Origin of the sequence: Dactylosporangium sp. NPDC051484 (assembly GCF_040689395.1) — a bacterium.
In the GTDB taxonomy this organism is placed as follows: domain Bacteria; phylum Actinomycetota; class Actinomycetes; order Mycobacteriales; family Micromonosporaceae; genus Dactylosporangium.
In genome coordinates, this window is record NZ_JBFAZX010000001.1 from 122,145 (window position 1) to 141,216 (window position 19,072).

General features: G+C 69.3%; 20 protein-coding genes and 1 tRNA gene. 13 read left to right on the forward strand and 8 right to left on the reverse strand.

Features of this window, described 5'->3' with window-relative positions; all coding sequences use genetic code 11:
* Positions 1–141: 141 nt before the first annotated feature.
* Entirely contained in the window at positions 142–1,029 is an 888-nt protein-coding gene (locus AB0367_RS00500) for a MaoC/PaaZ C-terminal domain-containing protein (RefSeq protein ID WP_366224017.1), read from the reverse strand.
* Positions 1,029–2,342, reverse strand: coding sequence for a 3-oxoacyl-ACP reductase (locus tag AB0367_RS00505; RefSeq protein ID WP_366224018.1), 1,314 nt, complete (start codon positions 2,340–2,342; stop codon positions 1,029–1,031). Before AB0367_RS00505 ends, AB0367_RS00500 begins: the two co-directional genes overlap by 1 nt.
* Positions 2,343–2,433: 91 nt before the next feature.
* On the opposite strand from AB0367_RS00505, the gene AB0367_RS00510 reads away from it, so the two are divergent.
* The 7 genes from AB0367_RS00510 to AB0367_RS00540 all read left to right on the forward strand — a co-directional run bounded on the left by AB0367_RS00510 (position 2,434) and on the right by AB0367_RS00540 (position 11,128).
* Positions 2,434–3,732 (forward strand): acetyl-CoA C-acetyltransferase, encoded by a 1,299-nt coding sequence (locus tag AB0367_RS00510; RefSeq protein WP_366224019.1) that lies wholly within the window; start codon positions 2,434–2,436, stop codon positions 3,730–3,732.
* A gap of 50 nt (positions 3,733–3,782) precedes the next feature.
* Positions 3,783–5,369, forward strand: a complete 1,587-nt coding sequence (locus tag AB0367_RS00515) for a hypothetical protein (protein WP_366224020.1) — start codon at positions 3,783–3,785, stop codon at positions 5,367–5,369.
* 18 nt (positions 5,370–5,387) lie between these two features.
* Positions 5,388–6,818, forward strand: coding sequence for an adenylosuccinate lyase (gene purB, locus AB0367_RS00520; protein WP_366224021.1), 1,431 nt, complete (start codon positions 5,388–5,390; stop codon positions 6,816–6,818).
* Between the two features lie 195 nt (positions 6,819–7,013).
* Positions 7,014–7,271: a phosphoribosylformylglycinamidine synthase subunit PurS gene (gene purS, locus AB0367_RS00525; protein ID WP_366224022.1), complete on the forward strand. Its 258-nt coding sequence runs from the start codon at positions 7,014–7,016 to the stop codon at positions 7,269–7,271.
* Complete coding sequence (gene purQ, locus AB0367_RS00530; RefSeq protein ID WP_350554971.1) at positions 7,268–7,948, forward strand: phosphoribosylformylglycinamidine synthase subunit PurQ; 681 nt, start codon at positions 7,268–7,270, stop codon at positions 7,946–7,948. Before purS ends, purQ begins: the two co-directional genes overlap by 4 nt.
* On the forward strand, positions 7,945–10,365 hold the full coding sequence (purL, locus tag AB0367_RS00535; protein WP_366224023.1) for a phosphoribosylformylglycinamidine synthase subunit PurL: 2,421 nt from the start codon (positions 7,945–7,947) through the stop codon (positions 10,363–10,365). The genes purQ and purL overlap by 4 nt, the downstream gene beginning before the upstream one ends.
* Positions 10,366–10,369: 4 nt before the next feature.
* Positions 10,370–11,128: a 2-phosphosulfolactate phosphatase gene (locus AB0367_RS00540; protein WP_366224024.1), complete on the forward strand. Its 759-nt coding sequence runs from the start codon at positions 10,370–10,372 to the stop codon at positions 11,126–11,128.
* 136 nt (positions 11,129–11,264) lie between these two features.
* Here AB0367_RS00540 and AB0367_RS00545 read toward each other — a convergent pair whose 3' ends face one another.
* Complete coding sequence (locus tag AB0367_RS00545) at positions 11,265–11,489, reverse strand: hypothetical protein (protein ID WP_366224025.1); 225 nt, start codon at positions 11,487–11,489, stop codon at positions 11,265–11,267.
* Positions 11,490–11,758: 269 nt separating this feature from the next.
* On the opposite strand from AB0367_RS00545, the gene AB0367_RS00550 reads away from it, so the two are divergent.
* Complete coding sequence (locus AB0367_RS00550; protein ID WP_366224026.1) at positions 11,759–12,694, forward strand: hypothetical protein; 936 nt, start codon at positions 11,759–11,761, stop codon at positions 12,692–12,694.
* A gap of 538 nt (positions 12,695–13,232) precedes the next feature.
* Here the strand turns inward: AB0367_RS00550 and AB0367_RS00555 are convergent.
* The 3 genes from AB0367_RS00555 to AB0367_RS00565 all read right to left on the reverse strand — a co-directional run bounded on the left by AB0367_RS00555 (position 13,233) and on the right by AB0367_RS00565 (position 14,283).
* A tRNA-Ser gene (locus tag AB0367_RS00555) sits at positions 13,233–13,320 on the reverse strand.
* A 114-nt stretch (positions 13,321–13,434) separates the two neighbouring features.
* Entirely contained in the window at positions 13,435–14,004 is a 570-nt protein-coding gene (locus AB0367_RS00560; protein WP_366224027.1) for a recombinase family protein, read from the reverse strand.
* Positions 14,005–14,112: 108 nt separating this feature from the next.
* A complete protein-coding gene (locus AB0367_RS00565; protein WP_366224028.1) occupies positions 14,113–14,283 on the reverse strand; it encodes a hypothetical protein in 171 nt (56 codons plus the stop codon).
* Positions 14,284–14,456: 173 nt separating this feature from the next.
* Here AB0367_RS00565 and AB0367_RS00570 point away from each other — a divergent pair, with 173 nt between their 5' ends.
* On the forward strand, positions 14,457–15,596 hold the full coding sequence (locus AB0367_RS00570) for a hypothetical protein (protein ID WP_366224029.1): 1,140 nt from the start codon (positions 14,457–14,459) through the stop codon (positions 15,594–15,596).
* A gap of 128 nt (positions 15,597–15,724) precedes the next feature.
* Here AB0367_RS00570 and AB0367_RS00575 read toward each other — a convergent pair whose 3' ends face one another.
* The gene (locus AB0367_RS00575; protein WP_366224030.1) at positions 15,725–16,294 is read right to left on the reverse strand and encodes a hypothetical protein; all 570 of its coding nucleotides are present in this window, start codon (positions 16,292–16,294) and stop codon (positions 15,725–15,727) included.
* 696 nt (positions 16,295–16,990) lie between these two features.
* Here AB0367_RS00575 and AB0367_RS00580 point away from each other — a divergent pair.
* The 4 genes from AB0367_RS00580 to AB0367_RS00595 all read left to right on the forward strand — a co-directional run bounded on the left by AB0367_RS00580 (position 16,991) and on the right by AB0367_RS00595 (position 18,725).
* Entirely contained in the window at positions 16,991–17,305 is a 315-nt protein-coding gene (locus AB0367_RS00580) for a hypothetical protein (RefSeq protein WP_366224031.1), read from the forward strand.
* 384 nt (positions 17,306–17,689) lie between these two features.
* On the forward strand, positions 17,690–17,881 hold the full coding sequence (locus tag AB0367_RS00585; protein WP_366224032.1) for a hypothetical protein: 192 nt from the start codon (positions 17,690–17,692) through the stop codon (positions 17,879–17,881).
* A 57-nt stretch (positions 17,882–17,938) separates the two neighbouring features.
* Positions 17,939–18,292 (forward strand): hypothetical protein, encoded by a 354-nt coding sequence (locus AB0367_RS00590; protein WP_366224033.1) that lies wholly within the window; start codon positions 17,939–17,941, stop codon positions 18,290–18,292.
* 163 nt (positions 18,293–18,455) lie between these two features.
* Complete coding sequence (locus tag AB0367_RS00595) at positions 18,456–18,725, forward strand: hypothetical protein (protein ID WP_366224034.1); 270 nt, start codon at positions 18,456–18,458, stop codon at positions 18,723–18,725.
* 37 nt (positions 18,726–18,762) lie between these two features.
* Here the strand turns inward: AB0367_RS00595 and AB0367_RS00600 are convergent, their stop codons facing one another.
* Complete coding sequence (locus tag AB0367_RS00600) at positions 18,763–19,017, reverse strand: hypothetical protein (protein ID WP_366224035.1); 255 nt, start codon at positions 19,015–19,017, stop codon at positions 18,763–18,765.
* Positions 19,018–19,072: the final 55 nt, after the last annotated feature.

Consider the following 19,072-nt stretch of genomic DNA (forward strand, 5'->3'; position numbering starts at 1 on the left):
AGGCGGACGCACGCTGCTGTGTTGGGAGAACGGTCATTCACCGGTGCGGGCGCTGCCCACACGAGTAAAGCCACCGGCAGTTCGGTGGCTAGATTCTGTCGACCTCAATCTCCATGCCGGCCATCCTATCAGCCCGCGGTTCTACCGATCCCTCCCGCGGAGAAGCCCGGCGGCGCCGCCCGCGCCGGGCTCTGCGCAGCCGGGGTCGACGATCGCGCCGGCCAGGTGGGGCCTGCCTGTCCTCGGATCGTGTACCGCGAACCGCCACCCGGTGCGATCGGGGCTCGCGGAGAACCCCACCGTGGCGGGCAGCAGGATCGGGAGCTTGAACGCGACCTCGACCGCGTACGCGTCCGGCAGGCGCCCCTCGAGCGCGGCGAGGCAGCGCGCCTTCGTCCACATGCCGTGCGCGATAGTGGCCGGGAAGCCGAACGCCCGGGCCAGGATGCGGCTGGTGTGGATGGGGTTGCGGTCGCCGGAGACGCGGGCGTAGTCGCTCCCGGTGCGTCTCGGGACGCACCAGGTGGCGTCGGGTACTTCGAGCGTTTGCGATTTTTCGGATTTACGGGATTTGCTCGTCTTGTGGAGATACGTGGAGCGATCGGTCCACACGACCTCGCTGTCGATCGCCGCGGTCGCGACCACGTCCAGCTGGGTGCCGCGCTCGTGCGGGCGCAGCGCCTCCGCGCACACCGACAGTGAGAACGTGTCCGAGGACCGCAGCGGGCGGAGCATCTCGACGCGGTTTCGCACGTGGACCAGCCCGAGCAGCGGGAACGGGAAGTCCGGCGCCGTCATCAGCGCCATGGCCAGCGGGAACGCGAGCACGTGCGGGTAGGTGGCGGGCAGTTCGTCGCCGAGCCGGAACCCGCACACCCGGTCGTACTCGGCCAGGTGCGCCAGGTCGACCCGCACGCCGTCGAGGCGCAGCCCGCGCTCGGGCAGCGTCGTGCCGGTGGAGCGGCGCAGTGCGGCGGCACAGTACAACGGCCCGAGCCGCGGTGGCCGCTCGAGCACGATCGTGTTCATCAGGCCCCCAGCAGGCTCTGCCCGCAGACTCGGATGACGTTGCCGTTGACCCCGCCCGAGGCCGGGTGGGCCAGCCAGGCGATCGTCTCGGCCACGTCCACCGGCAGCCCGCCCTGGGTCATGCTGTTGAGCCGCCGGCCGCCCTCACGCGCGAACATCGGCATCGCGGCGGTCATCCTCGTCTCGATGAACCCGGGCGCCACCGCGTTGATCGTGAGCCCGTGCTCGGCGACCGCCCCGGCGCTGGCCTGCACCAGCCCGATCACGCCGGCCTTCGAGGTGGCGTAGTTGGTCTGGCCACGGTTGCCGGCGATGCCCGAGACGGAGGAGACCGAGACGATCCGCCCGTTGCCGCCGAGCAGGCTCTCGGCGAGCAGCACGTCGTTGATCCGTTCCTGGCTGGAGAGGTTGACGTCGAGCACGGAGCTCCACTGCCCCTCCTCCATGCGCCCGAGCGTCTTGTCCCGGGTGATCCCGGCGTTGTGCACGAAGATGTCGGCGTGCACGTGGCGGGTCGCGATGAAGTCGGCCAGCCGGCGCGGCGCGTCTTCGGTGGTCAGGTCGAGCTGCAGCGCGGTGCCCTTGACGTCGTTGGCGACCCTCGACAGATCCTCGCCGGCGGCCGGCACGTCGAGGCAGACGACGTGCGCGCCCTCGCGGGCCAGCACGTGGGCGATCGCCTCGCCGATGCCGCGGGCGGCGCCGGTGACGATCGCAGTCCTGCCCACCAGCGGCTGGTCCCAGTCGTCCGGCACGTCCACGGCGGCCGGCCCGATGCGGACCACCTGCCCGGAGACATACGCCGAGCGCCCCGACAGCAGGAACCGCAGCGTCGACTCGGTCGCCGCCTCGGCGCCCGGCGCGACATAGACGAGTTGGGCGGTCGAACCGCGGGCGACCTCCTTGCCGGCCGAGCGCACGAAGCCTTCGAGCGCCCGCTGCGCGGTGGCCTCGCGGGCGCTGGTGCACAGCTCCGGTGGGCTGCCGAGCACGATCACCCGGCCGGATGGGCGCAGCGAGCGGATCACGGGGTGAAAGAAGTCGTACAGTGCCCGCAGCGCCTCGCTGTCGGTGATGCCGCTGGCATCGAAGATCAGCGCTGCGCAGTGCCCGTCGGCGCCCGCCGCGACGGGCAGCTCGTCGAGGATGTTGCGGGTGGGTTCGACCAGCCGGCCTGACCCGCCAAGTGTGACCGGCCCGAACTCGGCCGCCTTCTCGTATCTGCGCAGCTTGGGTGGATTCGGCAGGCCCAGTCGCTTGACGAGGAACCGGCCGGCCCCCGAGTGGGCGAAGGTCGCGTAGCGATCGGTCATTGCGGTGCCTCCCCAGTCACAACAGTGCGTTACCCTACTCGCGAGTAGGGTAACGCCCAGGATGCCCTGACGCGTTGAGAAGGAGACACCGATGGCCCCCTCGAAAGCCCCGGTTCGGGTAGCGGTCGTCGGCGGTAACCGCATCCCCTTTGCGCGCTCGGGCAGCGCCTATGCCACTGCATCAAACCAGGACATGCTGACCACCGCCATAGATGGACTCGTGGCACGTTTCGGCCTCGCCGGGCAGCGCCTCGGTGAGGTTGCCGCCGGTGCGGTGCTCAAACACAGCCGCGATTTCAACCTCACGCGTGAATCCGTACTCGGATCCCGCCTCGACCCACGGACTCCGGCGTACGACGTGCAGCAGGCCTGCGGAACCGGTCTCGAGTCGGCCATCCTGGTCGCCAACAAGATCGCCCTTGGGCAGATCGAGGTAGGCATCGCGGGCGGGGTCGACACCACCTCGGACGCGCCCCTCGGCGTGAACGAGGACGCCCGGCGGATCATGATGGAGCTCAATCGGGCTCGCTCGTTCGGCGCCCGGCTGCGCGCGGTGAGCAAGTTCCGGCCTACCCAGATCAAGCCGGATATCCCGCGCAATTCGGAACCGCGCACCGGCCTGTCCATGGGCGAGTCGGCGGCGCTCACCGCGCTGGAGTTCGGCATCGGCCGCGAGGAGCAGGACGCGCTCGCACTGGCCTCGCACCGGCGCCTGGCCGCCGCCTACGAGCGAGGCTTCTTCGACGATCTCGTCACGCCGTACCTCGGGCTGTCCCGCGACCAGAACCTGCGCCCGGACACGTCGCCCGAGAGGCTCGCCGCGCTCAAGCCGGTCTACGGCCGCGGCCCGCAGGCGACGATGACGCCCGGCAACTCCACCCCGCTCACCGACGGGGCCGCGGTCGTGCTGCTGGCCTCGGAGGCCTGGGCCAAGGCACGCAGCCTGCCGATCCTGGCGTACTTCGAGACCGCCGAGACCGCCGCGGTGGACTTCGTGCACGGCGGCGACGGCCTGCTCATGGCCCCGGCCTACGCGGTGCCCCGGATGCTCGCCCGCGAGGGCCTCGCCCTGCAGGACTTCGACTTCTACGAGATCCACGAGGCGTTCGCCTCGCAGGTGCTGGCCACGCTCAAGGCGTGGGAGGACCCGACGTTCTGCAAGGGGCGCCTGGGCCTGCCGAACTGGACGGACGAGCCGCTCGGCGCGATCGACCGGGACCGCCTCAACGTCAACGGCGGGTCCCTGGCGGCCGGCCACCCGTTCGCCGCGACCGGCGGCCGGGTCCTGGCGACCATGGCGAAGCTGCTGGCCGAGAAGGGCTCCGGGCGCGGCCTGATCTCGATCTGCGCGGCCGGCGGCCAGGGCGTGGCGGCCATCCTGTCGCGCTGAGAACCGGCCAGCGCTAATCCACGGCTGATCAGGACCAATATCGTGTGTGCATGACCGTCCAGCCGGCCACCCCGCGACCCACTTGGCAGGTGGTCGCCGGCCTCCTGCTGCCGCTGCCCGCCCTGATCCTGCTCATCACCACCTACGTCGAGCCCGCGATCTGGACGATCCGCACGTCGTTCGGGCGCTTCACCGGCATCCGGGGGCTGGCCGGGGCCGGCGACGCGCCGTCGGCCGGTCTCGACAACTACAACCGCGCCTTCGACGGCGGCCTCGGCGGGGCGCTCGGATACGTCCTGACCCTGGCCGTAGTGCCGCTGCTGATCGTGCTGCTGCTGGCGCCCGCGCTCGCCTGGGCCGCGCACGGGTCCGGCCGGGCGATGCGCCGGATCGCCCGCGGCGCGCTGGTGATCCCGCTGGTCGCCTTCGCGCCGTTCGGCATCGCGCTGGCGAGCGCCTCGTCCGAGCGCGGGCAGCGCTGGACCTACTGGGCGGGCACCTTCGGCGTCGTCGCGGCCGCAGCGGTGCTGATCTACCTCGCCGCGTTGCGCACCGACCGCGGACCCCGGCCCAACTGGCCCGGGGTGATCATCGGCGGGGTGCTCGCCGTGCTCGGCGTGGTCGCCGTGGTCCTGCAGGACTTCACGTTCGGGTTCTCGTACCGCTATGTCGCGAACGGCCACGCCACCCCCGCGACCCTGCTGTACGAGAGCGCGCTGATGCGGTTCGACCTCGGCACCGCCGCGGCGATCTCGACGGTCATCCTGGTGCAGCTGTCGCTGCTCGGCCTGCTTGCGACGCTGCTGGTGATCATGACCGGCCTGCGGCTGGAGGCGCGCCCGGACGTCTCGGACACCCCGGACGCAGCGGGTTTCGGGCGCGGGCTCGCCCGGCCGGGCGCCGCGGCGCTGTTGGGCGCGGTGCTCGTCGTCGCCGGCGTCGGCCTCTGGCCCTGGCTGTCGCACCTCGGCGACTCCCCGCGCGTCGAGGTGCCGTCCACCTGGGCGAACACCTGGCTCCCGCCGGTGATCTCCACCCTGGTCGGCGTCACCGCCGCCGCGCTGGCCGCTTTCGGCATCAGCGGCCTGCGCCCGCTGGGCCGGCACAGCGAGTGGCTCCTGCTGCCGTTCGGCCTGTTCCTGTTCGTCGGCGGCGTTCCCCTCGCGCTGCGCGCCTTTGCCGCCGGCGCCACCGCCAGCCGGCTCGACACGTTTCTGGCCCTGATCCCGCCCTCGCGCCTGGCGATCCCCGCGCTGTTCGTGCTGGTGCTGCTGTTCCGCGGCCAGGCCCTGCGCCGCGACACGCTGCCGCGCCAGAGCCAGCCGGCGTCCTGGTGGCCGGTCGTGCTGCCCGCCCTGCCGATGGCGGCGCTGGCGTACGTGGCCACCTGGTTCGCGCAGACCCAGGACCTCATCTGGCCGCTGATCACGTCCTCGACCCAGCACCCGACAGCCCAGTCCGTGATGCTGCAGATCCTGCAGTACAACGACCTCGACCACCTGCCGTATGGCCGGCTGCTCCCGATCCCGCTGCTGGTGCTCCTCCTGCTGGCCGGCGTGGCCGCCCAGCTGCTCTACCTGGACAAGATCGCCTTGCGGCACGGGCCGTCCGAGCGCGACCACCCGCCCAGAACGTAGGCAGGCAGAATGGGCAGTGTGAACAAACCGCGGATTCCCGATGTGCTCGCCGCCCGTTACGCCTCGCCCGAGCTGGTGGGCATCTGGTCGCCGGAGGAGAAGGTGCGCCTCGAGCGCCGGCTCTGGCTGGCCGTGCTCAAGGGGCAGCGCGACCTCGGCGTGCCGGTGCCCGACGGTGTCGTGGAGGCTTACGAGCGGGTCGTCGACGACGTCGACCTGGTCTCCATCGCCGAGCGGGAGCGGGTCACCCGGCACGACGTGAAGGCACGCATCGAGGAGTTCTCCGCGCTGGCCGGGCACGAGCACATCCACAAGGGGATGACCTCGCGCGACCTGACCGAGAACGTCGAGCAGCTGCAGATCCGCCTCTCCCTGGAGCTGGTGCGCGACCGCATGGTGGCCGCGCTGGCCCGGCTCGCCGCCCGCGCCCGGCAGTACGACGAGCTGGTCATGGTGGGCCGGTCGCACAACGTGCCGGCGCAGGCGACCACCCTCGGCAAGCGGTTCGCGAGCGCCGCCGAGGAGCTGCTCATCGCGTACCACCGGATCGAGAACCTGCTCGAGCGCTACCCGCTGCGCGGGATCAAGGGCCCGGTCGGCACCGCCGCGGACCAGCTGGACCTCTTCAGCGGCGACGCGGGCAAGGTGGCGGAGCTGGAGCGCAAGGTCGCCGAGCACCTCGGCTTCCGCCACGTGCTGAAGAGCGTCGGCCAGGTGTACCCCCGTTCGCTGGACCTCGACGTGGTGTCCGCCCTCGCCCAGGCGGTGGCCGGCCCGTCGAGCCTCGCCACGACGATCCGCCTGATGGCCGGATACGAGCTGGTCACCGAGGGGTTCAAGGCGGGCCAGGTCGGGTCGTCGGCGATGCCGCACAAGATGAACACGCGCTCCTGCGAGCGGGTCAACGGGCTCGCGGTGATCGTCCGCGGCTACCTGTCGATGGTCGGCGAGCTGGCCGGCGACCAGTGGAACGAGGGCGACGTGTCGTGCTCGGTCGTGCGCCGGGTGGCGCTGCCGGACGCGTTCTTCGCCGTCGATGGGCTGTTTGCCACCTTCCTGACGGTACTGGACGAGTTCGGCGCATATCCGGCGGTCGTGGCCCGGGAGCTCGACCGGTACCTTCCCTTCCTCGCCACCACGCGGGTGCTCGTCGCCGCCGTCGGGCGGGGCGTGGGCCGTGAGGATGCTCACGAAGCCATCAAAGAGCACGCCGTCGCTGTGGCGCTCGCCATGCGCGAAAAGGGCAACCAGGACAACGATCTGCTGCAGCGGCTGGCCGGCGACGAGCGCCTGCGGCTCTCCCCGGACGAGGTCCAGGCCCTGACCGGAGCGCCGTCGACCTTCGTCGGTGCCGCATCCGCGCAGGTCAGCGCCGTGGTCGACGAAATCGGCGCGGTGGTGGCGGCGCACCCGGTGGCCGGTGCGTACGTCCCGCCGCCGATCCTCTGAGCAGCGGGCCGCGGCGGATCTTGGCTCCGCCGCGGCCCGCTAAGATGCGCGTCGGGCGATGTTTTCGGGCCTCGCCGCCGACCAGCCGGACCTGTCGACCCAACCGTGACACGGCCGGTGATCTGCGGCGCTGCCCCGCCCGGTAGGCTCGTGTCGCTCGCCCTCGAGCGCCCGACTCAACGTCAGGAGTGCCCCGTGGCCCGCGTCGTGGTGGACGTCATGCTCAAACCGGAGATCCTGGACCCCCAGGGTCAGGCCGTTGTGAACGCGCTGCCGCGCCTCGGCGTGGTCGACGTCGCCTCGGTGCGCATCGGTAAACGCATTGAGATCGAGTTCGAGGGCGCCGCCGACCTCGAACGCGCCCGCGATATCGCTGACAAGCTGCTCGCCAACCCGGTGATCGAGGACTTCACCCTGCGGGTCGAGGAGCAGCCGGAGGGCGAGGAGCAGTGACCGCCCGCATTGGGGTCGTGACGTTCCCCGGTTCGCTCGACGACCGCGACGCCGCCCGGGCCGTGCACCTCGCCGGCGCCGCGGCGATCCCGCTGTGGCACGCCGACGCCGAGCTCTACGGCGTCGACGCCGTCATCCTGCCCGGTGGCTTCTCGTATGGCGACTACCTGCGCGCCGGCGCGATCGCCCGGTTCTCCGCGGTCATGGACTCCATCGTCAAGGCCGCCGGTGACGGGCTGCCCGTGCTCGGCATCTGCAACGGCTTCCAGGTGCTCTGCGAGGCCCACCTGCTGCCCGGCGCGCTCACCCGCAACCAGCACCTGCACTTCCGCAACCGCGACCAGGGCCTGCGCATCGAGAACAACGCCACCGCGTGGACCGTCGGCTACCAGCCGCGCCAGGAGATCGTGATCCCGGTGAAGAACGGCGAGGGCTGCTACATGGCCGACGCGCGGACGCTCGACGAGCTCGAGGCCGAGGGCCGGGTCGTCGCGCGGTACATCCGCGGAAACCCCAACGGTTCGCTGCACGACATCGCGGCGATCACCAACGCCGCCGGCAATGTCGTCGGGATCATGCCCCACCCGGAGCACGCCGTCGAAGTGCTCACTGGCCCGTCCATCGACGGCCTGGGCATCTTCACGTCCGTGCTCGCACACCTGGGAGCCCGTGTATGACTTCCATTCCCGCCGAGGACCGCCCGTTCGACACCGTCGAGCAGGCCGCCAAGACGCCGGACGAGGAGCAGCCCTACGAGGAGCTGGGCCTTCGCGAGGACGAGTATCAGCGGATCCGCCAGATCCTGAGCCGGCGCCCGACCACGTCCGAGCTCGCCATGTACTCGATCATGTGGAGCGAGCACTGCTCGTATAAGAGCAGCAAGGTCCACCTGCGCCAGTTCAGCGAGAAGGCGCCCAAGTCCGACCTGATGCTGGCCGGCATCGGTGAGAACGCCGGCGTGATCCGGATCTCCGACGAGATCGCCGTCACGTTCAAGGTCGAGTCGCACAACCACCCGAGCTTCGTCGAGCCGTATCAGGGCGCGGCGACCGGCGTTGGCGGCATCGTCCGGGACATCCTCGCGATGGGCGCCCGCCCGGTCGCGGTCATGGACCCGCTGCGCTTCGGCGCCGCCGACCACGAGGACACCAAGCGCGTCCTGCCCGGCGTCGTCGCCGGCGTCGGCGGCTACGGCAACTGCCTCGGCCTGCCCAACATCGGCGGCGAGGTCGTCTTCGACCCGTGCTACCAGGGCAACCCGCTGGTCAACGCGCTGTGCGTCGGCGTGCTGCCGGTCAACCGGCTGCAGAACAAGGAGGCACACGGCCCCGGCAACGTGGTCGTGCTCCTCGGCGCCAAGACCGGCCGCGACGGCATCGGCGGTGTCTCGGTCCTGGCCAGCGCCACCTTCGACAGCGACGGCCCGGCCCGCCGCCCGTCGGTGCAGGTCGGCGACCCGTTCATCGAGAAGCTGCTCATCGAGAGCTGCCTGGAGCTGTACGAGCGGGACCTCATCGTCGGCGTCCAGGACCTCGGCGGCGCCGGCCTCACCTGCGCACTCACCGAGACCAGTGCCGCCGCCGGCACCGGCATGGACGTCAACCTCAACCTGGTGCCGCTGCGCGAGGCCTCGATGGACCCGCAGGAGGTCCTCGCCAGCGAGTCGCAGGAGCGGATGCTGCTCATCGTCGACCCGGATAAGCTCGACGAGGTGCTTCGCGTCGCCGAGCGCTGGGGCGTGATCGCCACCGCGATCGGCAGCGTCACCGACACCGGCCGGCTCGTCATCACCTGGCACGGTGAGGCTGTCGTCGACGTGCCGCCGGGCTCACTCGTCGATGACGGCCCGGTGTACGCCCGGCCCATGCGCGAGCCGGCCGACCTGATCCTGCTGCAGGCCGACCGCGCCGAGACCCTGCCCCGCCCGCGCACCGGCGTCGAGCTGCGCGAGACCATCCTGCGCCTCGCCGCCAGCCCCAACCTGTGCGACAAGAGCTGGGTCACCGAGCAGTACGACCGGTATGTGCAGGGCAACACGATCCTCGCCCAGCCCGAGAACTCCGGCGTCGTGCGCATCGACGAGCAGACCGGCCTCGGCGTCGCGCTCTCCGTTGACGGCAACGCCCGCTACGCGCGCCTCGACCCGTACAACGGCGCCAAGCTCGCCCTCGCCGAGTCCTACCGCAACGTGGCCGCCTCCGGCGCCACCCCGCTCGCCGTCACCAACTGCCTCAACTTCGGCTCCCCCGAGGACCCGCAGGTCATGTGGCAGTTCGCCGAGGCCGTCCGCGGCCTGGCCGACGGCTGCGCGGAGCTCGGCATCCCGGTCACCGGCGGCAACGTCAGCTTCTACAACTCGACCGGCTCGCAGGCCATCCACCCGACCCCGGTCGTTGGCGTCCTCGGCATCATGGCCAACGTCGGCAGCCGCGTCCCGATGGGCTTCGGCGGCGACAGCGACCTCATCATGCTGCTCGGCGAGACCACCGAAGAGCTCTCCGGCTCCGAGTGGGCGTGGGTGACCCACCAGCACCTTGGCGGCCAGCCCCCGCGCGTCAACCTCACCCGCGAGCGCATCCTGGCCTCCGTCCTCACCGAAGCCGGCGAGCGCGGCCACCTCTCCTCGGCGCACGACCTCTCCGACGGCGGCCTGGCCCAGGCGCTCGTCGAGGCGACGCTGCGGTACGACTGCGGGGCCAACATCACCCTGCCGGAGGACATGAACCCGTTCGTGGCGCTCTTCTCGGAGTCCACGGCCCGGGCCCTCGTCTCCGTCCCCCGGGGCCACGAGAAGGCGTTCACGGCCCTCTGCGCCCAGCACGGCCTCCCGGTGACCGCCATCGGCACCGTTGACGGCCGCAGCCGCGCCCTGGACGTCCGCGGCCAGTTCACCATCGCGCTGGACGAACTGCGCGCCGCGTGGACGGGCACGATGCCGGCCCTGTTCGGCAAGGTCTCGACGGAGGCGCCCGCCTACCTGACCCCTGCTACGCCTACCGCTTCCTCGTCGGATCCGGCGTCCCCCGCGCCGGTCTTCTTCGAGCCCGTGGAGGCGCCGGAGGTACCACACGCCCCGCTCGACGACGAAGCCTGACGCCATGGCGGAGGGCGTCCACAGCCAGCCCGGCTCAGGCGCCCGCTTCGACTGGGGCCCGGCGGGCGCCGCCGAGCTCGCGCGGGTCTGCTCGATCCTGGTGGTCGTGGACGTACTGTCGTTCTCGACGGCCGTCGACATCGCCGTGGGCCGGGGCATCCGGGTGCACCCGTTCCCGTGGAGCGACCAGGCCCGCGCGTATGCGACGCGCCTGGGCGCCGCGGTGGCCGTGGGGCGCCATCAGGTCAACGCCGACCAGCCATGGAGCCTGTCCCCGGCCGCCCTGCAGTCCGCCCCCCTGGTCGACCAGCTGGTCCTCCCATCCCCGAACGGCGCGACAATCTGCTCGGCGGCCGCCTCAACGGGCGTCCCGGTGGTCGCCGCCTGCCTGCGCAACGCCCCCGCCGTGGCCCGCTGGCTGCACACCCGCGGCTACGGCACCCCCACGAACGCCGTAGGCGTCATCGCCGCCGGCGAACTGTGGCCGGACGGCGCCCTGCGCCCGTGCGTCGAGGACCTCCTAGGTGCGGCCGCGGTCCTGGACGGCCTCTCAATGCTCGGCGCGCCACTCTCCGTGGAGGCCGCCGTCTCCCTGGCCGCCCTGGCCGCGGTACACAACGTCGAGGCCGCGGTCCACCGCTGCGTGAGCGGCCAGGAGCTGATCCAGCGAGGCTTCGCCGAGGACGTCCGCCTGGCCGTCGAGTCCGGCACCTCCGACACGGTGCCGGTAATGACCGACGGCGAATCCTTCACCGCCGCCTGACCCACAGCCTGTCAGCCATTGGCGTGCTTCGGTGAGACGGCAGGCCGTAACTTCTACTCCGTGACCGGATCGTCGTCGCGCAGCGCGATTGCAGCACTGCGACTGGCGCATTCCCGTACGAGTCGGTCGCTGCGCACTAGCGCTTGTTGAAGCGGCGCGCCACGATGATGACGATGGCGATGACGACAGCCAGGCAGCACACCGCCGGGGCCAGGTAGCCAAGACGGTAGGCGATGTCAGTTGCTGACACGTCTGAGGCCTGCAATCCAGAATCGGCCCGAGCCGGAGCGGTGACCGCGGTTGAAATGACGGCACCGGTTGTGGCGGCACCGAGGTGCGCGAGCAAGACCCGTGACTTCATGATCGAGCAGTGTAGATCGTTACTGTCGCCGACCGGACAGCACCTGTCGGACTCGCCAGATCCGGTCCGCAGAGCGGTATTCAGCAGGCAGGTTCGGCGCAGCGACCTTCAGGCGGCCCCTCACCGACGCCGGTAGGGGCAACGGGATTTGCGAGATCGTGCAACACTACCAATCACGAGCTCCGATGGCCTCCGCACCTGGGTCATCCGGATCTCGTCCCTATTCCCCAATACGGGGAAACCATCATTCGCACTACGGGGAGAAATGGATGTCTCTACGACGCTGGTATCTGCACAGTGCGGTACTCGCCACGGGCGTCACCGCGGCGGCCCTGTTCGGCACCGCCACCGCCGCCACTGCCGCTGACCCGGTCTCCGTCTCTGTACAGACCGGCACCGCGGTGTTGAGCCCTATTGCCGGCGGCGGTTACTCGGGCACATTGGAGATCACCGTCGGCTACACCGGTCCGACGAGCGAGTATCTCAACCTGCGAATCACCAATGCGGACGGGATCCGGTTCACCGGATCACCAGACGGCTCCATCGTGCAATGCATGTTCGGCCCAACCGCGGCCGTCAGCACCTGCTCGATCTCCGGCAACGCCTTCGCCCCTGGTGAGCAGCGGACGCTACATGCGACGTTCACGTCCCTGGCCGCCGCCAAGAAAAAGACCCGCATCGGGACTGCCGGCAAGGTCGAGGCACTCCTCAACGGTTCGTCCGTGCCTGGTTCCAGTTCGGCAACCTTCGGCACCAAGCTTCTCGGAACGAACGGCCACGGGAAAGCCGACAAGTACAAGCCGGCCGTGCAGGCCGATCTGACGGTGACCGCACAGCCGGGCACCTCGGTCCAGCAAGCGGACGGCTCCTACAGGACGGTGATTCCGTTCAGCGTGCGCGCGAACACCGACGCCCAGCATGACTACGTCCTCGTCGAGCTCGCCGAGGCCGTGCCCGGGCTGCAGTATCTGGCGATCGAGCCGACCTCGCAGTGCCTTTCCGGATCGCCCAGCTGGTGGTGCATCGTCTCCGGTGGCCCTCTGCCGCAGGGCGCCACCCGCAGCGGCTCCCTGGTCATTTACTCCACTCAGGCGCCGCCGAGCACGTTGACGGTCAAGGGAGCGGAAGTGGGCTATCTCAACCCCACGGAAGCCAAGCCGGCCGACAACCAGTCGACCGTGGCGATCACGATCGCCTCGTCGTAGCCTGCCGCGGACGGTCGCGGAGGTGCCAGCACCTCCGCGACCAGCATCAGGACAGACGTCATGGCTGGAGTTTGGCGCGCTCGCGCTCGTCCTGGGCGTGGTCCTCTACCTGCTGTCCCGGCGCCGCCGGATGATCCTAGCGGGGAACGACGGGCGCACTGCCTGACGCGGATATCTAAGGCGCGGGAGACCTCCGACGAAACGGCGAAGGGCTTCTCCGCACGGCGCAACCGGGGCCGGCTTCCAGAAACGGGAGGCCGGCCCTGTTGCGTTTCCCGTAGGCGCCCCGGCATCGACCCGCCGTGCTGACACCCACTGGACCACTGTGTCTGTAAACGGCAACATCACCGAACTGCGTAGCACTCAAGTGCCAGTTCACTGACACGCGGTAGGCCACCTTGGCTGTCAACGGCAACTGCATGGATAACCACTGAGCCCGCGCCGGCTAGCGGTGAGATCCAGCAACACCACCGGTGTACAGACGCAGGCGACCATTGGGCGGCGTTCTTGCTGGTCAGCGGGAGTTTGGGCTGAGCTTTGGCGGAGGGCGTGGGATTCGAACCCACGGAGACGCGGAACGCCTCACCGGTTTTCAAGACCGAACGCCCTCGTCCCTGTCGGGCTCCGCAAGATCCTCGCCGTACTGTTTCGGCAGGTCAGAGCGCTGCCGTGGCCCTGTCTGTCTTGGGTCATCCCTGGCGGTTCCGTGCGGTCCGCGGCCAAGCTGCGGCCAAACTTCGTCAGGACTTGCTGCCTGGGGCTGGCTCGAGGTGTCGGTAGAGCGTGGCGCGGCTGACGCCGACGACCTTTGCGATCGCCTCGATGGTGTGCTGCTTCGAGTCGTACATCTGCCGGGCGACGGCGAGCTTGTCGGGTGTCATCACCGGTCGTCGGCCACCCTTGCGTCCGCGGGCGCGGGCTGCCTCCAGGCCGTCGAGGGTGCGCTCCGACAGCAGGTCGCGCTCGAACTCAGCGATGCCGGCGAGGATGTGGAAGAACAGCTTGCCGCCGGGTGTGCTGGTGTCGATGCCCTGCGACAGCACCTGCAGGTCGACCTGCCGCGTCTTGAGGTCGTCGGCGAGCTCGCAGAGGTTCTTGACGGACCGGCCGAGCCGGTCGAGGCGCGTGATAACGAGCTGGTCGCCGGCCCGCAGGTAGTCGAGGGCGGCGTCGAGCTGTGGCCGGCGGGCAAGCTTGCCGCTGGCCTTGTCCGTGAAGATCCGTTCACACCCAGCTGCGGTGAGGGCATCGTGTTGCGATTCGGGGTGCTGGTCGCGGGTGCTGACTCGTGCGTATCCGACCTTCGCCATACCAGGATCGTCTCACAAACGGTTGTTGCGCTCAATGTGAGGCGTAGTTTCCGGGCACGGTTTGTGAGACGCCCCTGATCGGGCTCGATCATGCAGTGTCGAACCGTCTCACAGACGATCGTTTGTTGGACGCGCGACGACCGCGTCGAGGGCCAGTACGGCGCCCTGTATGCGGCGCGCCGTTGCCCGGTCAGTCGGCGTGCGCGGCGGCAGGTTGCGCAGGACCGAGCGCAGCATGTTGGCGGCGACGGAGACGTCATGCGACTCGATGGTGATCACGTCTCACATAATGAACCGGCCCTAGTTTCCAGCCCAAGGGCAACACTAAGGATCAAGGATCGATCTTTAGCCCGGTCGCCCAGCGTCCCACCTTCGAGAGGCTGAAACCAGTTTGTTGATACACAGTTGAGACCGGCACCATGTGTGCCATGACAGCTGTAACCAGGCAGCACGTGGCTGAGCAGCTGCGGGACGAAGCGGCGGAAATCCTGCGCCGTCTCGGTGGCAACAACCACGAGGCGGCGCAACAAGTCGCACAGGCCATGCGGGTGTTCGCCCCTCTGGGCTGGGTCATGTCTAGGGTCTGGCCAACGGCGGGAACGCGGGCCGCGTTGGAGGCCGCCGCGGCGGGCGCTGGCAGCGAGCGCATCGATCAGATCCTCACCGACGTATGGAACGGTGAGCACAGCCGTTGGCTGGAGTGGGGGATTACGCCGCTGCGCTGCGCGGCCAACGTCCACAAGCCGCTCAAGCGGGACCTGTGGCGGCGGGCGGAGTTGATCGAAGCCGCGATCAGGCACCATCACGCTGGCGCGTACGAGGCAAGCATCCCGATCCTCTTAGCCCAGATCGAGGGCCTGTCCTACGATCTTGTGGGCCGCGCCTTCTTTCCGAAGCGCGACGGTGTTGAGGCGGTCGATGACGAGACGCTGGCGGGGCTACGCGCGAACATCGAAGTCGCCCGGCCTTACTACAGCGCCGACGTCAGGGTCCGGCAGTCCGAAGGCAGCCTGTCTCGCCATGGCATTCTGCATGGACGCGAACTCGCCTACGACACGCGCGTGAATTCCACCAAAGCTCTCACCCTGACGCTGGGCCTGGTCGAGCACTGGCTACCCGTGGCCGACAAACTCGCGCTCAGCCAGCGCCGCGAGCACGAGGCGGCGGTCGCAGGCCAGACCGGCTTCGACGCCGCCGGCCGCCTCATAGACGACCGCGAGGTTCCCGAGGTTCTCAACACCAATTACTGGGTTGAGGCGGAGTATATGGAATGGATTTCTCGCGGGCAGCAGGGCGAGTTCGACGTGCAGCGAGCGCTGACGATGCGAGCAGAATCAGACGGGCTCACTAGGCAGCGGCTCCAACTCCACGGCGACCAGGCCGGATTCTGGTGGTACTACCAGTTGCCCGGCGGGCACGTGCTCGGCTGGGCGACGCGCCCCATCAGCTGTCACCGCACGCCCCCACACGACTCATGGTGGTGGGACCAGCCAGTGCCGCCGACAACGGCACCATGGGTCAGCCTGGACCGTTGGCAGCCGAATACCCAGCTTCCGATCCCGATCAACTGGCAGCCTGTCCTCGCCATGTAGATCTGGACCCCTACAGCCCTCGGCTTGGCACCCCTGCCATTAGATCAACCCCTTGGCGTTGTTCCTGGGCTGGAAGCTACGGGCGGCCATAATGAACCGGCCCTGGCTGTGATTGCGATTGCAGCCGACTACGACTGGTTGTCCGGTTCGATTGGAAATGCGTCGGAGAGTGATCCAGCAACGCCGACGACGGGGTCCTCGCCGAGCAGGTAGGTGGCAACGGCTTGCCCGAACCGGCGCCAGGCCTTGTCGTGGACGCGCTCCTCGGTGTCTACATGGGCCCAGAACGCCTGGGTACCTGGCGTGTCGCTGAGGTCTTGGAGTCGTTCGCCCCACCGGTCGAGCCGACGACGGTCTTCACGGATGTGCTCAAGAACTACACGGAGTGGTCCCCGATAGACGATGCTCCGCTCCAGGTGGTCACGACTGTGGCGTGTCTTCTTCAGGTAGCGGCGAAGCGAGTTGCGCTCGTCCTTGCTGAGGCCATCGGCAATCTGGGCCTCGAACTCGTCACGGGCGTCGTACAGGCCGTGGTACGTAGCCGGGGCGACGCCAAGACGATCCAGCCACAGTCGTAGGTCGCCTGCGGTGCGGAGATCGCTGGCGTCATCACTCATGTCTTGGACGTTGCGGGCTAGATCGCCTACAGAGTCTTTGCGATCGGTCTGGGTAGCGAGCCACTCGATGAAGGTCGCCATGGGGCCTCCTGGCAGTCCGCGTGCGACGAAGATGCCTGTCGCTGTGACTGTGGCCCCAGCCGCCGGCCGAGGCAACCCTTACGATGCGCTTTACAGTGCGGTGGCCGAGCCGTTGACCGCCTGACGCCCGACAGCGGCGCCCCCGTTCGGAACCAAGGCAGGGGGCTCGTCGTGCCCGCACACCGGCGTTGCCTTGCGCAGCCGGGTTTATGGTGCCTCTCAGCGAATTGCGCGGATCAGTTCGGCAATCGCCGTCAGCAGCGCCGCCACGGAGCCACCGCAGACGGCCACCAGATGGAGCCCTGCGGTTCGATGGACCTTTCGCCGTGACTTCATTGCATTCATTCCTTTCGCTGCCGACCGGTGTCCCAGGAGACACTGGGCGGGCAGCGAAAAACGGGACTTGGCCAGGCGGAACACTTGCGGGGAAGATCCGAACTAGTGTCCAGACGCGACGTTTGCGCCAACGTTTTCGCAGGTCACATCCAACGTCCGGTGTCTCCTGGTACACATGGCGGTGTCAACCCCCGACTACTCGCAGCCGTCGTACGGCTCGGTCAGCGACGTCGGCCGCCGCGGCTTCGGCCGCCCCGCCATCGTCAGGTCGCCGACGTCCAACCCGTGGCGAGGACCACGGTCGCCAACTTCGTGCGACCCCCGCCACATAGCTGGCCGCCGCGCGGCAGAATCCTGGTCATGATCGCCTTTCCCGAACTCCTCGCCACGTTCCGTGCTGCTGCCAAGGCAGACGCTGCCGCCGGCTGGGTCGGCGGTGTCACCCCAGCCATGCGCGCTACGGAGACCGCTCGCTCCAATGCGCTGGAGCAGTTGGTTCACGCTGTTGAGTGCCCGCAGTGCGGCGCCACCACCGCCGACTGCACCGGGAAGGTCACATACGAGGCGCCGCTGTGGAGCCTTGACCACGAGTTGCCAATGCACCAGGCCCGGATCGACGCCGTGAACCGGCTGGCCCGCGAAACCGACGGTGGGCCGAAGGTCATCACAGGCTGAGCCGAGTTAGGGCCGGCGGCGGCTGCTGCCGTGCTGCGGAAGGCGGCGACTCCGGTGGAGCCACCTGCCGCCGTCGGCCCGCAGGCCAGCACACCACCAGCCGCGGGCGGTGCGGAACAGGCGCGCCGGAGGTAGTGGCAGGGTGCGCAAAGGTGCCGACGATTGGCGCCGCATGCTGCCCGCCTTGCCGTTGTCCTTATCGCCGCCGGATCGATAAGTTGCGTTGATGATCAAGCCCCTTCCGGAAGACGGGGCCGTTCACTGTCCGGCGAACTGCCAGTCTGGACGCAAATGGCAGCAAAGTGGCAGTTCGCAGCAGCGAAGCCAGGCGGCCCGAGAGGTTTGACGTGACGTCAAACCTCTCGGGCCGCTACCGTGGCATCTATGACCCGGACTCTCGAACCGGCCGGCCCGCCGCAGTGGACGCCCGGCGCCGGCTGGGAGCGCCTCAAGCGTGAGATGCCGCAGCTCGCCCCCGAGTTGACTGACGAGGACCTCCGCATCGCGGATGAGATCATCGCCGCTGCCAAACGGGCCGAGCGCCAGACGCCCAGCCAGGAACGTCGCGCAGCGTAGTCGCAGCATCGCTAACGGCGGATCGAGAACGCCCCTGGGGCGCGATAGCGTCTGTCCGTGCTGGTTCTCGACGCCACCGCCCTCGAAGCCCTCTTTCACGGCTACCGACCCCTGAGCGCACTGTGGCATCGCGCCGACGAGGGTCTTGTCGAGCTCGGGTTTCCCGCTCTGGCGATCGTCGAGGCTGGCACCGAACTCGAGGCACCAGCCAGCGCCTGGGATTCGGTCCTGTGGCCGCCCGCCATCTCCGTTCTGCCGCTGACCGAGCGGGCCGCGGTCGAGATCTCCGCCTGGTCGGGGACGCTCGCCGCCCGGCATGCCCTGTGGGAGGCGCGGCACATGAACTGCCCGCTCGTCACCCGCCAGCCTGAGCTGTACGCGCCGGGGCAGGTCGACATTCAGGTCGTGTGACGGCTACCGACCTTACTGTCCGTTGCGGGCAACCGGCACACGGAATAGGTCGGCGGACCGGACGCCCTCCGGTGGCCTCTCGACCCGTCCGCACGGCCGACCGCCCGGTTGCCAGGTGGCCGCCACCTCGGCAGGATCGGGGAGCCGCGACAGAGGAGGCCCAGTGACCACACCCACCCGCCGGCAACCCGCCCCCGGCATCGTCATCGCCCTCGACGTCATTGCCGGCCTTTGGGCGTTCGCGGCAGTCCTCGTCGGCAACGCCCTCTGGCAGGTCGACACCGTCGACCAGGGTGCGCACGTCACGCTGCAGGCTGACAACAGCGGAGCCGCGATCGCGATCATCCTGTGCCTGTTCGCCGCCACCGTCGCATTCGGTGTCGGGGCGATCGTGGCACAGGTGGCCAAGCGGCACGACACAGACGCGTCTTGAGCACGGACGTCGTCCGTGGCACAGCCTGGTCACGTGGTCAGCGGCGCCGCCATACATAGGCCATGCCGATCGCGGTGCTGCCCGCATGATTGAACACCGACGCCGACACCAACTCCCAGCCGACAGCGGCAACCTCGTTCAAGACGGAGTTCACGTCGTCAGCCTTGGTCGGTAGCGTCCGCCCGGCCGGCTGGACACCCACATGCCCGCTGAGCGTCAGGGAATGCTGGAAGACGACATCGCCGCGGTTGTGGGCGGTCCGGGCGGCGGTGACAGAAGGATGATCAGCCATCCGCGGATTCTGCACCAGGCCGGTGGCGACACGCCAGGCGGCAGGTCGGCTACTC